Raw genomic sequence first — 15,464 nt, forward strand, 5'->3', positions numbered from 1 at the left:
ACAGAGTACCACCAACAGGCAGTTGATCTCTTCTCACCGTTTAACCATGAGTGGTGCACTTATTATCTGAATTCGGGAAACATAGAAACACCCAGGAATTCTAGATGATTTCTTATTCCATAATAAGCACTTAAAGCCGCGAAAACGGACGCTGTTCACTCAAGCAAACGCGCTTGAATTTACTGTTTTAAAAACTTCACATACAATTAAAATATTGCAAAGTAAATATTTGTCTAACTATTGGACGAATCTAGAGATTTCAGTCTCACATCCTTCGAAGTAAACACCCGTCAGTAATTAGTTAGACAATAACTTATATATCTTAAGGCTCACTTAATTTTTACTGAGCATTTACTTAATTTTAGTTGAATTGGAAAAAGAGCATACCACTCTAAACTACAACCGATATTAGAATACTAATAGCCGCTGCCGCCAAACTAATATTTTTGAGAGGCCCGAAAGAGCGAGTATCTCCCTCCCACAGTCAACTAAAGTTTCGATAGCAGCAAACGAAAACATGGACCAACAATCTACTATCACTAGTTAAGTATAAAATTGTGAGAAAAATAAGTGGAAGATATAGGTTAGAGGGGAATTAAAAATGATGTTTTAGTCTGAGCCGTAAGAGAGCATTTTTCGTTGAGGCAACATTATTTGTTTTAGGCTATAACCCTAGGCATCATAAAATGGGAAATAACACTGTGAAAGTAATTACTTCTTCTCTTAATGAAACCGATATATCTCCCTCGAGTGCTAAAACAAATGTCTGTACAATCGATAATCCTAACCCAAAATTTTCAGTGCTACTTCGAGCACTGTCTTTTTGCCAAAGAGGGTCAAACATGTTGTTTAAATCGTCATCGCGTAAACACGAAGCGGAGGTGTTACTGACAGAAATACTCAAATATCTTGACGTTTGTTTGATATAAACAATAATATCAGTGGCTTCGAGACTGTAGTGATGAGCATTTTTTAATATATTAGTAAAAATACTTTCAAAAGCAAATAGGTTTGAATTAATCGGGTCTATCTCGCTAAGCTTATTTATAAGACAACGAGGGCTCGAATTAATAAGTCGAGTTATAACTTGCACCGGGTCAAAAACATCATTTTTCTCAAAGCGGTCGTGACTGTAGCGATGAAACAGCAAGATATTTGCGACTATGCTTTGTAATCGAGAACTGATTGCTAAAATATCAGTTTTGTACGTTTGACCTATTGTTATATCATCTGGAAACTTAATCGACACTTCAGTTAGACTAATAAGCTCTGCAATAGGGGTTTTTAACTCATGTGCTATGTCAGACGTGAGTCGTTGCTCTTTAAGATATAGATTTCTATTCTCGTCAATGAACTTGTTAATACTATTTTGAATAGGAATAAGCTCTTCTACTTTATTAACTAAATTTACTGCCGCCGACTTATCGGCGAGGCTAATATTCAGTAAGGACTGGGTGAATTCGTCCAGCGGTGTTAAGCCTTTTTTAACCGTTTTTTTAACAATTGTCCTTACAATAAAAGCTACGAGCAAAGCTGAGACTAAAAAACTAATATCAATCATCCAAGTTAAAAAATGAAGTTTTTCTGCTGACATAGCATAGGCTAGCAACATAGGTTTTTGCTGATAACCAGTACTGGCAATTAATTTATTGTACTCTTGCCTATCATCAGAGTCGATTTGAGGAAAAAATCGATAGTATAATATCTTCCCATCTCTACCGTCTGGCAATTCAGCCGCTATTAAAAGCTCTTCGCCAACCGTGGCATTTTTATAGGGTAGAGACTTAGTAGCAAAAATATCTAAGGTATCAGAGCGTTCGAAAACTTCTTTTCCTAGCCACAGTTGATAATATTCCGGATCCACTTCACCTTCAAATTCGGGCATAAACTCACCAGCAAAGTCGAATTCTATGTTGTGTACATCTTCTTTGACCAAGGTGGTTAATAGGTGAGCTTTGGTCCGCATAGCTCGATTAAATTCATCGTGTACCCATTTATCAATCGCTATATCTGTCATTAAAAGAATTATTACTGTAACAAGCGTAATTGATATGGATAAATTTTTAACGAGTTGGCGATGAATCGACTGTATTTTCACTGAATCACCATATACCCAAAGCCGCGTTTAGTCACTATAGGTAAAAGGCTGCCAGCCACTTTCGTTTTTTTACGCGCTGAGGATAAATGTGCTTCAATAGAATTTTTGGATATCGCATCATATTGACCAGCAATATGCTCGCTCAGTTTTTCGGCAGTTACAATCGTATTTTGGTTTGTAAATAAGCACTCTACAATTTTGTATTCATTAGGAGTCAGATCGATAAATTTAGTTTCGAAACGAAGCGTTTTGAGCTGCATATCCAATGTTAAGCCATTTATTTCAATTTTATCGATTTCCCTTCTAAGGGTTCCACGTCGTAATAACGAAAGTAAACGGGCGTGCAGTTCTTCAAACGAAAATGGTTTCGTTAAATAGTCATCGGCTCCAGTTAGCAGCCCTTTGACTCTATCTTCAGGCTCACTCTTGGCAGATAGAAGCAATACTCTCGTATCTAGCTTATTTTGCCTGAGGGTTTTTAACACCGTTAAACCGTCTAAACTGGGTAGCATGATATCCAAAACGATAACATCATAGTCGCCCGTCAGGACCATACTTAAACCGTCTGAACCATCGCCAGTCTCATCGATAGTGAAACCTAAGTTTCTCAATCCCGCCGCCAAACTTCTGCGTAGTGATGACGAATCCTCTATTAGTAATACTTTCATAGTACGCCCTTAAATTTTAGAGTCTGCATGCCTAAACTTAAGGTTTGCTGAAATTTCACTGAATCATTCCCAAACGATAAGTCATTTTGATGTGGCCAAGGCTTACTCATTTGTTAGCAGTGAAAATTTTACCGAAGTAGCTTCAAGCCTGGCTTGAAGCTTACCATCTTTTTTTTGTACAATTTTAATAGGTAAGAAAGCTTTGTCGATGTCAAACCAAATCGACGTTTCTCTAGAGCTATTCTGTCTGGTTCTTACTAACAAAATGGTATTGATTGTGCCCTTATTAAGGGTTAACTGCTGGAGACCCTTGTAGATAAATTGGTAAGTTTGCTCACCATCATCCTCTTTGATTTTAAAATTCACATCTTCCCTCAATCCTGAACATACTAATTCTCTGAGATGCTCATAAACAGCTAATGGGTCCAAGAGAGTCTTGGTTTTTAAAAGGCTTTGCTTCTCTGGCGATAGATTATTTACCGCATATTCTTTGCGAGTGAATTTTTTAAAAGGCTTTTTGCTCTTATACGTATACGTACTCGTTGTGAATCCCAATGTATCATATTGTGATAGGACACTTCCCTCTTCTTGAACGAACTTCAAAGGCCCCGCGGATACTCTCACAGTTGAGAGAAGCGTTGCTTGACTAGTTTGTGATTCATGACTAAGTTGTTTAGTGGCACGACCAAGTTTGATATGACCTTTAAATGCATTATATTGAAGATGATAATTCGCCACCCGACAGTTCTTGATATCCACTGCGGGCAAGGGTTTATCTAAATCAGAAGTGAGATTTATGGCAAAAGCTTGCGAAAGTGTAAGTATGTATATAACTAATGTAACACCAATATTACGAATATTTAGAATGTAGATAAACAATCAGTTTCTCCGTTAGTCAAGTTAACAAGTTTTGGTTTATAAAAGAATTGTGTGCGTTTTCTAACTCCGTTTAAAAGGTTAATTTAAACAGAGATTTTGGATATCAAACGAATGTTTATATGCTTTGGACTTGATGTGGAATTGCCCTAACAGCGAATGAGGAATGGTGTTATAAGTAAGATTAGTATGTGTTTGAGATAAGCAATTATTAGGCAATCTTGGGTCAACGATGTGTATAGGAACCGTTAACTGTTCCTCTGGTGCTATAGCTTTTGGAGTTCCATGAAAATATAGCCCTTTTTCCCCTAATGATTCTCCGAATTCAGCAGTGAAAATTAGTGAAACTTCAAGAGATGAGTGCCTACTTTGGAAAGCAAAAAGCTGGGCGGCCGCCCTTTCTAACATCGACTTTAAATATAACAATGCATTTTTATAGCTGTTTATAAGTGCTTGATCGCTGCATCTTCTGACTAAAAGAGTTACACATTCCGGTGTATATTTGGAGTAGTCGATTGGGTAAAATTTTGAATAAAGAGGTGAGCCCACTGCTTTCGTTCTAATGACTATAAGATTTGATTCAGCGGGATTCAAATTATTTAGTGTATCGGTCAGTAGATTTGCAAATAACTGTTCATCTAAACAATTAGCTTGATCACAAGTTACACCGCGTTCTTCAATGTCTGATTTTTGACAAATTATTCCGCAAGGTTGATTGTTGCTTAACCAAAACACATTCACACCCGCTAACGTTAACAAGTCAATCAAGTTTTGTTGGTGCGATGCTTTTAGCTCACTATACTCAGGCGCGGAAAGCAAAGAAAACATACATTGTAAAGACGAGTCGCTAAATGTGTTGCATGCTTCAATACGCGTAGTTTGCGAATGTACCTGTTTACCTTCTGATAATACTATTTGATTGAATAAGTCCGACCTTATAGATTTACTAATAATTAACAAAACTGTCTTAGGAGCAGATTTTCTATCGATATACGGCGCCTTGTCAAATATCGTAAAATTGAGAACAGGCGAAAACCAAATCTGCTGTATATACTTATTGCTGCTATCAATAAAGTGGTAAGGAATCACCTCACTTCGTGTCATTCGAGCACTCTTATATATTGGAGTGACTGCATCTTCTATCAATTTGTAAATAAAGAACAGAAAAAGACTAGCTAATACTATCGTAAAAATATAGTTAAGGCCTTCTTTTTTCAACCCTCCCCAGTCTACTTTAACTTTTAAAAGGATAAGCGAAGGAGCTACCCACAACCCCAAAAGCATGCTAATAAATTTAAATGATAAGAATCGACCGCCACCTTCAACCCATTCTGAAAAATTAAACGCAGAAGGGTTATATTGTTTCCCACTCAAATTACTAAATAATAAAACCGTACTGATAAAAAATAAAATAATAATTAAAGGTTTAAACAAAAACCGTATGCTACAAAGTGATATTAATAAGACATTGAGAACAAGTAGCCAAATCACTATTAATGCATAAAGGGATACAACTGATACCGAGTATTCGCCGAGCGCACGCCACATCTCCGTGAGAAATGGAGTGTTGTAAGCAAACAGTAACCACAATGATACTATCACTACCACTAAATGCAAAGGTTTTGGTGTTCTCAGAGGTTTAAATAGGTTTTTTATTTGTCGGGTTATTTCCATGTCTGGCTTTTTGCAGAGCTAACTAGATTTAGAGGTTACATAAATAAACTTAAGTTATATTGAAGATAAACTTAATAAAAACAATGGAACCCACTTATTAAAATTTAGTTGGAAATTATGGTTAACTTCAAAAAATTTTCAGTTAATCTTAAGCTTGCATTTGCATACTCTCGCTACTAACTTTAATTGTGAGTATTTGCCAATGCAACAACATCGATTACGGGACACCAATGTTAAATCAATATCAATCCTAGTACCCGTATTTAATGAAAGTAAGGTCCTTCCTATTTTCTTTGAACGAATCGAACCGTTATTGAAAAAATTGGCATATCACACTGAACTTCTATTTGTGGATGATGGAAGTACAGACAACTCTTGTAATTTAATCAATAACAGAAAAAGCATAAGTGATAAAAGAAAATTAATTAAATTGAGTCGTAATTTTGGCAAAGAAGCAGCTTTGTGCGCAGGTTTAAACGCAGCGACTGGCGATGCTGTCATAATTATTGATGTCGACCTACAAGATCCACCTGAGCTCATTATCGATATGGTTGAAGCATGGGAAGCTGGTGCAGACGTAGTCAACATGAAAAGAACTATTAGAGAAGGTGAGTCATGGTTTAAGCTAGTCTGCGCCAAAGGGTTTTATAAATTACTCAATAAATTGTCAGATACCTACATTCCAGAAAACGTGGGTGATTTTCGATTGATTGCCAGAAATGTAGTCGACGTCATTAACGCTATGCCAGAAAGAAACATATATATGAAAGGCATATTCTCTTGGCCGGGATTTAACACAACTACTATTAACTTCAATCGCTGCGCTCGGCGAGCAGGCGAATCAAAATGGCCTTTTCTAAAATTAGTCAAACTTGCTCTGGATGGCATTACATCCTTTAGCACAAAACCTTTGCAAATCGCGACATGGTCTGGTGGTTTGCTTGCTTTAGCTTCCTTTCTTTATGGCATGTTTGTTTTCATGAAAACCATGCTCTGGGGAGAGGTTGTGACCGGATACCCAACCTTAATGATTACAGTCCTCGCATTAGGTGGCTTTCAGTTGTTAACAGTAGGAATAATGGGGGCTTACATCGGTCGTATCTACAGTGAGGTACAAAATAGACCAAGATATGTCATTGAAGAAGAAGTGCAACATCACAATCGTCCTGCTCAAGTTCAATCACTAAGTAAAAAGAGAGTGAATACATAGTGTTTCGGAAAATCCATCCCCTGTTACTATTGGTTGCTGGCTTCATTATTTTTAGAATGTTCACTTTGAGCCTTTACCCGCTCATTGATACAACAGAAGCAAGGTATGGTGAAATTGCTAGGATCATGGTTGAAACAGGCAACTGGGTAACCCCACAATTCGATTATGATGTTCCATTTTGGGGGAAACCCCCGCTGCATACCTGGATAAGCGCAGTGGGTGGAAAAGCATTTGGTATTTCCGAGTTTTCTATGAGGCTTCCCCACCTCCTTACAAGTATCCTTACTCTTATAGTCGCGAGTCTTTTCGCGAAACGATTTTTATTATCAGTACCTTTAGTGGGTCTTGTGCTTACAACCACACTAGGTTTCTTTGTGGCTAGCGGCATGATAATGACTGATGCTCTGTTGTTGTTAGGTATGACAATGGCAATGACTGGTTTTGCTACTTGTTGGTATCAGAATTCACGCTTCCATGCATATATAGGATTTACCGGTATAGGTATAGGCTTGCTCGCTAAAGGACCTATTATTGTTGTCCTAATTGGACTAACCCTTTTACCATGGTTAGTGTTTAATTTTGGTATTCTGAAAGGCGCCAAAATGCTATTCCAACGCATACCTCTTGTGTCTGGCTTTCTACTTTCCATGTTCATCGCCGTACCCTGGTATTTGCTAGCAGAACAAGCTACCCCCGGATTTCTTAACTATTTTATTATTGGCGAGCATGTTCTTAGGTTCATTCAAAGTGGATGGGAAGGAGACTTGTATGGAACGGCGCACAGTGAGCCTAGAGGAATCATATGGCTATATTGGGTAGCTATTGGTTTTCCTTGGTCTTTTTTCCTTATAGCAAGCTTATTTTCTGAAGCAAAAAGGAAAAAAATATTTAAATCATCTAAAAATGAACGCTTTGCCAAGTTAAATAGTTATTTAATCTGTTGGCTGATAAGTCCAATGCTTTTATTTACGTTTTCGGGAAACATTCTTGCAATCTATGCATTACCTGGCATTCCTGCACTGGCATTACTAATCGCTCGTTTTGATTCTAGCGTGAAATTCTATCATGTCCTCGCTAGTTTCCTGACGCCAGTTTTAATGGTTGTTTACCTTATCTGGTTTATCCCGCAGATCTCAGAAAACAAAAGTGACAAATTATTGCTTAACAATGCAGATGAAAAACTACCGTTGTATTACTTAGGAAAGCGCAGTTTTTCGGGGAGATTCTATACAAGTGGCAAAGCAAAAGTGGTGAAAGAATGGGATGGACCAATGGAGTTAAACAGCTCTTATTACCTTGTGGCTAATTCGCGGAAAGCATCTAATAAAGGTTTGACAGAAGCGTGCAAACTAATAAGCAAGAATACAAGGCATCATCTCTTATTATGCACCCCTCAATAACCAAATCTCACTCACAGAAACTGCGCTTTTTGTTAGTTGGGGGAGTCGCATTTGGAATAGACTTGGGTGTATTCGCAAGCCTTTCTTTTTATTTTGGAATTGATACGCATGTTTCAAGGGTTGTTGCTTTCGTGATTGCAGTATTGGTCACATGTGTTGGCAACCGACTACTGACTTTTTCTGACCGAGATCATATTCAATTGCACAAACAGTATATCAAAGCAATAGTGGCCGGCATCGTATCTCTTTGCCCTAACTTGCTATTATTCACTCTTTTATTAAGTCTTTTACCTGCGCATATAGTCTCAACGGTAATTGCATTTGGCTTTGGTACAAGTGCAGGTATAGTTACCAACTACCTATTGAGTAGTCAATTTGTATTTAGACAAGATTCAAGTTGTAGTCTGCCGCATTAGTTGAAGTGAAATAACAAACTAGCGAAAAATCAAAACAATTAAAAACAAAATTAGAACTGAGCCGGTAACCTTTTCCTATCGAAGGTTTTAGGTTAATACATGCATAATCCTCTGTTCAAAATATTAATACTGTAAATACCTGTAGTGGCCAATAATGCCCAGTGCTAGCGAATCCCCTCATAAATTAAAGCAGATTCAATAATATAGACACGCATGGCGCAATTTGATCTAATTCATTTCGCCAAAAACATACCAGAACAACACACCATGCGTGATATCTCTATCTTACATGATCTGCTTAAGAATCAATGCCCTAATTTGCATCAAAAACGCCTTTCCTCTCTGATGGTTGCTGTGCAATCGTTGCTTGACGGACAGCAACTTTCTCTTACCGAGTTGGGCCGGAATATTACCGGGCCCGTCGCGGCGAAGCACAACATTAAACGTATCGATCGACTACTTGGTAATCGCGCTTTACACAACGAGAGATTCGATATTTATCGGTGGCATGCACGACTTCTTTGCGGAGCGAATCCAATGCCGATAATCCTAATAGATTGGTCTGATGTGCGAGAACAAATGCGCCATCAAACCCTGCGAGCCTCAGTGAGTTTTGAAGGACGTTCTGTCATCCTTTATGAGCGGGTATTTCCATTTTCTCAATATAACTCACCGGTCAGTCACAATCCCTTTATACGAGAATTGGCAGCCATACTGCCTGAGCGCTGTTGCCCGCTTATCGTCACAGATGCGGGCTATCGCAACACCTGGTTCCGGGAAGTTGAAAAGTTTGATTGGTTCTGGCTTGGACGTGTCCGTGGTGAAGTCGGTTTTCGTGAACAGGGTCAATCCAAATGGCGCAGCAACAAGTCCTTTTTCCCCTCAGCCAATTCCAGAGCGCGTTACCTGGGAACCGGTGAATTAGGTCGAAAAAGCCCCATTAATGCCTGTTTGCATCTGTTTAAAGCTAAATCCAAAGGGCGTAAAGACCAGCGCTCTTCCAAAGCCGGGCGTCATCACAATGCACAGCAAAATTATCGTGATAGCAGTAAAGAGCCCTGGCTACTGGCAACGAATATCCCCGCGGAATCACTGCCCTCAAAGAAACTCGTCAACCTCTATGCCAAACGAATGCAAATAGAAGAAAGTTTCCGCGATATGAAAAGCCCTCAATACGGGCTGGGACTGCGACACAGCAGAACACGTTGCCCTAAACGATTCGATATGCTGTTGCTCATTGCAATGCTTGCCGAATGGCTACTAAGGCTGATTGGAATAATAGCGCACAAGCATAATTGGCAGCATGCCTTCCAGGCTAATACTGTCCGAAACCGTCCGGTCCTATCACTAATAAGACTCGGTCGGGAAGTTCTGAAACGGCGACGGGATTACCCCGTTTCAATCACTAAAATTCGATGGGCTATAACGCAATACATCCGGCGGGTCCACGTTACCGGAGTGCCTGAATTATGAGGGGATCCCCCAGTGCCCAGTGTAGTGGCATGTACATGGCCCCCAATACGTTTTCCAATCAAGCTTTAAAATCAACATGCTCAATTTCAGCGAAACCGGGAGTGTTTAATAACTTATCGGCCCGTCTGAATACAAAAAAACCAGCTGCATAACACAGCTGGTTTTTGTATTGCTCTACTAAGAGGTGGACATAACTATTAGGTCATTAAGTATTTTTTCCCAAATAGCTATTTTCCAGCCTTATTTATAGCTTTCCAGCCTGGGACTGGAAGTGACGGCGCTTAAACAACTTCAATAAGTATTATTCCACCGTGACCGATTTTGCCAGGTTTCGTGGCTGATCTACATCAGTACCTTTGATAAGGGCAACGTAGTAAGACAACAGTTGTAATGGCAAGGTATAGATAATAGGCGCGATTACCGGCTCGCAATGTGGAACATTGATAACCCGCATGGTTTCATCAGACACAAACCGGGCATTTTTATCAGCAAACACATACATAATGCCGCCGCGAGCGCGCACTTCTTCTACGTTAGATTTCAGTTTTTCAAGCAGCTGGTTATTAGGTGCAACCACAATAACCGGCATTTCTTCGTCTATCAGCGCCAGGGGACCATGTTTAAGCTCGCCCGAAGCATAGGCTTCAGCGTGAATATACGAGATTTCTTTAAGCTTCAGTGCCCCTTCCATCGCAATGGGATACTGATCGCCACGACCTAAAAACAGGCTGTGGTTTTTATCGGCAAATTCTTCGGCCAGGTCTTCTATGCCATCGCTGATGGTCAGAGTTTCTTCCAGCTTGGCTGGCAAGCTATGCAGTGCCTGAACAATGCTTTGATTATCAGCGTCGGTCAAACCATTATGCTTACCGATGGCCAGGGTTAACATTAAAAATGCCGTTAGCTGAGTGGTAAAAGCTTTGGTTGAGGCCACTCCAATCTCGGCGCCCGCTTTGGTCATGAAAGCCAGATCAGACTCACGTACCAGCGATGAACCCGGTACATTACATATGGTCAGGCTGGACATATAACCCAACTCTTTAGCCAGGCGTAAGGCAGCCAGCGTATCGGCGGTCTCACCTGATTGCGAAATAGTAACCAACAAGCTGTTTTCGTGTACAACCGATTTGCGGTAACGAAATTCTGAGGCGATTTCTATGCCACACGACACATTGGCGTATTGCTCAAGCCAATAACGGGCGGTCATGCCGGCATGGTAGCTGGTACCACAGGCAATAATTTGCACATGTTTAACCCGAGATAAAATATCGTCGGCGCCTTCACCAAAAATATTGGCGGCCAAACCGGTTTCGGTAAGGCGGTCTTTAAGGGTATTACGAACCACGGTAGGCTGCTCGTGAATTTCTTTAAGCATATAATGACGATACCCGGCTTTGTCGCCGGCATCATGTTCAATATTCGACTCAATGATTTCACGTTCAACAGGCTGGCCGTCTTTGTCAAAAATATTGACTTCGCGACGGGTTACTTCAGCCACGTCACCTTCTTCAAGAAAGATAAATTTGCGGGTAACCGGCAATAACGCCATTTGGTCAGAGGCTATAAAGTTTTCGCCTAAACCCAGACCAATAACCAATGGGCTGCCTGAACGCGCAACCACTACTCTTGAGGGGTCTTCTTTGTCCATAATGACCGTGCCATAGGCACCATGAAACTGTTTCACCGATTGCTGTACCGCTTTTAACAGATCGCAGCCCGTCTTAAGTTGTTCGTTAACGGTGTGGGCAATCGTCTCGGTGTCGGTATCGCTGGTAAAGGTATAGCCTTTACTTTGCAGTTCTTCACGCAGGTCCATGTAGTTTTCGATGATACCATTGTGTACGACCGCAATGCGCTCATTTGAAAAATGCGGGTGTGCGTTGGCTTCGGTCACGCCGCCGTGGGTGGCCCAACGGGTGTGCGCGATGCCTGTGGTACCTCGTCCGTTTTCATCGTCAATGGCATCAACCAGTGACTGCACCTTACCGGTACGACGAATACGATTTAGGGTGCCGTCTTTTTGTAACAGCGCCACACCCGCTGAATCATAGCCGCGATACTCAAGACGCTTTAAGCCTTCTAGTAAAATTTCTACAACGTTACGCTCGGCAACGGCTCCTACTATTCCACACATACTTCATACTCCGTTTGGCGTGGCTATCAATACCGTTACGCCTTGATCAGAAATTGCCTGTTTCACTGCCGGACTAATGTCGCCATCGGTGATCAGGTAAGTAATAGACTTCCAGGGTAATTCGAGGTTAGGCATACGGTGGTCAAGTTTGCTCGACTCGGCCATAATGACAACTTCTCTGGCCGCACTGGCCATGGTTTCTGTAAGTCCGGTTAATTCGTTAAATGTTGTGGTGCCCCGCTCTACATCAATGCCTGCTGCGCCTATAAAAGCATAGTCAAAACTATAGGCCTGAGTGACTTTTTCTGCCATATGCCCCTGAAACGACTGCGATTGCTTATCCCAGGTTCCACCTGTCATAAGAACGGTGGGCTCGTTGTCTTGCTCGGTTAAATAGTTTGCTGTTTTCAACGAGTTAGTCATAACCACCATACGGGAAAATGCACGTAAATAAGGCAGTATTGTTTCGGTGGTGCTGCCGCAGTCAATAATAATTCTGGCATTGTCGTGTAACAGATCTGCGGCGTGCTCGCCAATGGCCCGCTTTTGGGGTGCGGGTAAAGATGGGGCTGAGTTTGCTAATGCTATGCTTGCCGTTGACACAGGGGCTGCACCGCCAAGCTGGCGTACCAACATGCCTTGCTGCGCTAAAATACTTAAGTCTTTGCGAATGGTAACCTCAGACGTACCAAATAATTTGGCAAGAGCATCTACCTGTGCATGACCATTGTCGTTCACCCAATTAACTATGGCATCACGACGCTGTTGAGTATTTCGCTTTTGCATATCGAAACTTTTTTATTTCACTATGAAAGATATTAAACTACAATTAATCTTAACTGACAACCTGCCAGACAAACTATTTTAAAGCTCGATCCGTCGGCCCTCTGCATTACTGCGTATCGCAAGTTCGATAAGCTTTATAACAGGAACCACGCCAACCGCTGCTGCCGGGGACATTTGCTGGGCTAATATCGCGTTAGCCAATTGGGTATAAAACCCTACATAGTTACCTTTTTCAGTCTCAACAAGATCAAAATCAGTTTCAAAACAAAACTTACCGAAACTTTCTTTACTTTCAACCCCGAAACTCTCTGCGTCTAAGGGGATACCACTTTTGAGCTGATTTTCCTGCGGATCCAGTCCATATTTACGATAACTTCCGGCGGTACCCTGCACATCAAATCGTAAGGTGGTATCTCCCTGAAACGGCGAGCTGCCTACCTCAACCATGTGATCTTCATAAAACAAAGTAATATCAAAAAAATCGTCGCTTTGTCCCCGCTCGCGTAGTGTTTTGATGGTAGCTTGCAGTGCGTAGGGCATACCGAACAGTTGTACACACTGGTCCAGCAGATGCGGGCCTAAATCCCAGAAAATCCCCGCACCCGGCCCGGCGTTTTCGCGCCAGCGGTCTTTGGGGACCGGCCGAAAACGGTCAAACCGGCTCACCATACGTTTGATTTGTCCAAACCGATGGTCGGCTATCAGCTTTTTCAAGGTAAGAAAATCGCCATCATAGCGGCGATTATGATACACATGCAGTGTTTTCTGCTGTTGCTCAGCTTGTTCACATAAGGCTTTGGCGTGGGCTACGCTAAGCGTAAACGGCTTTTCTACCAGCACATGGCTATTGGCGGCAAGACATTGCTCAGCCTGGGCAAAATGTAAGTGATTAGGGGTAGTAATGATGCAAAGTTGCGGCTGTGCCTGGGCTAAAGCATCTTCAAGGGTGGTGTAAACGGGCATTTCAGGTAATACGTTATGTACCGCCTGCGGCCGTGAAGATACTACCCCACACAGGGTGTATTGGGGTAAATGCGATATAAAAGGCAAATGAAAGGTCTGGCCTGAGAAACCAAAGCCTACGAGTAACGTTTTAAGCATAAATAACCTTTTGTGCAGAAGTGGAAAAAGGCTCGAATTACCACAGCATAGGTGCTGCAGCGCAAAAGAACTTACCTGAAGAATTAAAAAAGCCCGGTAAAAAATTAGCCGGGCCAGAATATATTAGTAATATTTTTTATCAGCTTTTCTTTTGCGGACGCTGCCAGTTGCTGATATTACGCTGCTTTGCCCGCCCGATGGCCAGCGCACCGTTTTCAACTTTATTGGTAACGACCGAACCGGCGCCTACGGTTGCGTCTTTGCCAATTTCTACTGGCGCCACCAGCGCTGAATTTGAGCCAATAAAGGCATTTTCGCCAATTACCGTTTTTGATTTGTTCACACCATCGTAATTACAGGTAATGGTACCGGCCCCTATATTGGCGTTGGGCCCAATGTCTGCATCGCCAAGGTAAGTAAGATGGTTGGCCTTGGCGCCTTCGCCCAGGGTCGACTTTTTCATCTCAACAAAGTTACCTACTTTGGCCTTTTTGTGCATGACTGAGCCTGGCCGCAAACGGGCAAAAGGTCCAATGGTACAGGCTTCACCCACCTGCGCATCATCAATTAAAGTCTGCGCCTCAATAGTTGTGTTATCTGCAATATGACAGTCTTTTAAAACACAGTTAGGACCAATGTGTACATTGTTGCCCAGTGTAACCTTACCCTCAAATACACAGTTAATATCAATAAAGACATCGTTACCGGTGGTAACATTACCGCGTACGTCTATACGGGCAGGGTCGGCCAGAGTCGCGCCACCAGTCATTAATTCGTCAGCCTGCCAGCGCTGCAACGCCCGCTCTAGTTTGGCCAGATGAATCCGGTTGTTTACACCTTCGGTTTCAACGACTTCGTCGGGATGAGCAGCCTGAATCGTTTTGCCCTGCGACGCGGCCATTGCAATGACATCAGTTAAGTAATATTCACCCTGAGCGTTGTCGTTGCTTAACGATTTTAACCAGTGCTTAAGATCAGCGCCGTTCATCATCATCATGCCGGTATTTATTTCATTAATTTTGCGTTGGGCATCGGTGGCGTCTTTATGCTCTACAATGGCAGTAATATTATTATCATCGCCACGTATAATGCGGCCCATACCGGTAGGGTCGTCAAGTTTTACCGTAAGCAACGCCAGGTCGCACTGCTGTTTGACCGCAACCAGTCGTTCCAGGGTTTGCTGTCGAATAAGCGGTGCATCTCCCACCAGAATTAAAACATCCTCGTTATCGGTAATGGCATCTGCTGCTTGCTGAACCGCGTGACCCGTACCCAGCTGTTCGGCCTGTAAACACCAGTTAAGGTTATTACCGTGTATCTGCTGCTTAAGCAGATCGCCGCCGTGTCCGTAAACCAAATGAACCGCACTGGCCTGCATTGTTTCTACGGTATTAATAATCCGCTGCACCATGGGCACCCCGCCAACCTTATGTAAAACTTTGGGCAAAGCAGATTTCATACGGGTACCTTTACCCGCAGCCAGAACAACCACAGAAAACGACATGTAAATTCCTTAACTTCTGTTAGTAATAAATTGATATCAGGCCTAGTGTAACTAAGCCAAGAGTCAGAGTCAGCGATAGATACGGTGATTCTCGTATTTTGTTTAATTTACCGGTCCACCTAGT

At 41.9% G+C, this 15,464-nt stretch carries 12 protein-coding genes; 4 read left to right on the plus strand and 8 right to left on the minus strand.

Features of this window, described 5'->3' with window-relative positions; genetic code table 11:
* Nucleotides 1-679: 679 nt before the first annotated feature.
* The 4 genes from JK130_RS16770 to JK130_RS09815 all read right to left on the minus strand — a co-directional run bounded on the left by JK130_RS16770 (nt 680) and on the right by JK130_RS09815 (nt 5,076).
* The gene (locus JK130_RS16770) at nt 680-2,098 is read right to left on the minus strand and encodes an ATP-binding protein (RefSeq protein WP_218354139.1); all 1,419 of its coding nucleotides are present in this window, start codon (nt 2,096-2,098) and stop codon (nt 680-682) included.
* Nucleotides 2,095-2,766 carry a response regulator transcription factor gene (locus tag JK130_RS09805; protein ID WP_218354140.1) on the minus strand — a complete coding sequence of 224 codons (672 nt, stop codon included), beginning with the start codon at nt 2,764-2,766 and terminating at the stop codon, nt 2,095-2,097. Before JK130_RS09805 ends, JK130_RS16770 begins: the two co-directional genes overlap by 4 nt.
* A gap of 102 nt (nt 2,767-2,868) precedes the next feature.
* Entirely contained in the window at nt 2,869-3,645 is a 777-nt protein-coding gene (locus tag JK130_RS09810) for a DUF3108 domain-containing protein (protein ID WP_218354141.1), read from the minus strand.
* Nucleotides 3,646-3,723: 78 nt separating this feature from the next.
* A complete protein-coding gene (locus JK130_RS09815) occupies nt 3,724-5,076 on the minus strand; it encodes a sulfatase-like hydrolase/transferase (protein WP_218354142.1) in 1,353 nt (450 codons plus the stop codon).
* 442 nt (nt 5,077-5,518) lie between these two features.
* On the opposite strand from JK130_RS09815, the gene JK130_RS09820 reads away from it, so the two are divergent.
* From JK130_RS09820 to JK130_RS09835, 4 genes are all read left to right on the plus strand, one after another.
* Nucleotides 5,519-6,526, plus strand: coding sequence for a glycosyltransferase family 2 protein (locus JK130_RS09820; RefSeq protein WP_218354143.1), 1,008 nt, complete (start codon nt 5,519-5,521; stop codon nt 6,524-6,526).
* Complete coding sequence (locus JK130_RS09825) at nt 6,526-7,926, plus strand: ArnT family glycosyltransferase (RefSeq protein ID WP_220099524.1); 1,401 nt, start codon at nt 6,526-6,528, stop codon at nt 7,924-7,926. The genes JK130_RS09820 and JK130_RS09825 overlap by 1 nt, the downstream gene beginning before the upstream one ends.
* Nucleotides 7,911-8,342, plus strand: a complete 432-nt coding sequence (locus tag JK130_RS16830; RefSeq protein ID WP_218354144.1) for a GtrA family protein — start codon at nt 7,911-7,913, stop codon at nt 8,340-8,342. Before JK130_RS09825 ends, JK130_RS16830 begins: the two co-directional genes overlap by 16 nt.
* A 267-nt stretch (nt 8,343-8,609) precedes the next feature.
* Nucleotides 8,610-9,815 (plus strand): IS4 family transposase, encoded by a 1,206-nt coding sequence (locus JK130_RS09835; protein WP_218354245.1) that lies wholly within the window; start codon nt 8,610-8,612, stop codon nt 9,813-9,815.
* 301 nt (nt 9,816-10,116) lie between these two features.
* Here JK130_RS09835 and glmS read toward each other — a convergent pair whose 3' ends face one another.
* From glmS to glmU, 4 genes are all read right to left on the minus strand, one after another.
* Entirely contained in the window at nt 10,117-11,949 is a 1,833-nt protein-coding gene (glmS, locus tag JK130_RS09840) for a glutamine--fructose-6-phosphate transaminase (isomerizing) (RefSeq protein ID WP_218354145.1), read from the minus strand.
* Nucleotides 11,950-11,952: 3 nt separating this feature from the next.
* Nucleotides 11,953-12,735 carry a DeoR/GlpR family DNA-binding transcription regulator gene (locus JK130_RS09845; protein ID WP_218354146.1) on the minus strand — a complete coding sequence of 261 codons (783 nt, stop codon included), beginning with the start codon at nt 12,733-12,735 and terminating at the stop codon, nt 11,953-11,955.
* Between the two features lie 78 nt (nt 12,736-12,813).
* On the minus strand, nt 12,814-13,836 hold the full coding sequence (locus tag JK130_RS09850) for a Gfo/Idh/MocA family oxidoreductase (RefSeq protein ID WP_218354147.1): 1,023 nt from the start codon (nt 13,834-13,836) through the stop codon (nt 12,814-12,816).
* A 139-nt stretch (nt 13,837-13,975) separates the two neighbouring features.
* Nucleotides 13,976-15,340, minus strand: a complete 1,365-nt coding sequence (gene glmU / locus JK130_RS09855) for a bifunctional UDP-N-acetylglucosamine diphosphorylase/glucosamine-1-phosphate N-acetyltransferase GlmU (protein WP_218354148.1) — start codon at nt 15,338-15,340, stop codon at nt 13,976-13,978.
* Nucleotides 15,341-15,464: the final 124 nt, after the last annotated feature.

Source organism: Alteromonas lipotrueiana (genome assembly GCF_019249245.1).
GTDB classification, from domain to species: domain Bacteria; phylum Pseudomonadota; class Gammaproteobacteria; order Enterobacterales; family Alteromonadaceae; genus Alteromonas; species Alteromonas lipotrueiana.

Excerpts from the sequence above, each read along its gene's own strand:
- JK130_RS09805 (WP_218354140.1), bottom strand. The coding sequence starts at position 2,766 with ATGAAAGTATTACTAATAGAGGATTCGTCATCACTACGCAGAAGTTTG.
- JK130_RS09820 (WP_218354143.1), top strand. The coding sequence starts at position 5,519 with ATGCAACAACATCGATTACGGGACACCAATGTTAAATCAATATCAATC.
- JK130_RS16830 (WP_218354144.1), top strand. The coding sequence starts at position 7,911 with ATGCACCCCTCAATAACCAAATCTCACTCACAGAAACTGCGCTTTTTG.
- JK130_RS09835 (WP_218354245.1), top strand. The coding sequence starts at position 8,610 with ATGCGTGATATCTCTATCTTACATGATCTGCTTAAGAATCAATGCCCT.
- glmS (WP_218354145.1), bottom strand. The coding sequence starts at position 11,949 with ATGTGTGGAATAGTAGGAGCCGTTGCCGAGCGTAACGTTGTAGAAATT.
- JK130_RS09845 (WP_218354146.1), bottom strand. The coding sequence starts at position 12,735 with ATGCAAAAGCGAAATACTCAACAGCGTCGTGATGCCATAGTTAATTGG.
- JK130_RS09850 (WP_218354147.1), bottom strand. The coding sequence starts at position 13,836 with ATGCTTAAAACGTTACTCGTAGGCTTTGGTTTCTCAGGCCAGACCTTT.
- glmU (WP_218354148.1), bottom strand. The coding sequence starts at position 15,340 with ATGTCGTTTTCTGTGGTTGTTCTGGCTGCGGGTAAAGGTACCCGTATG.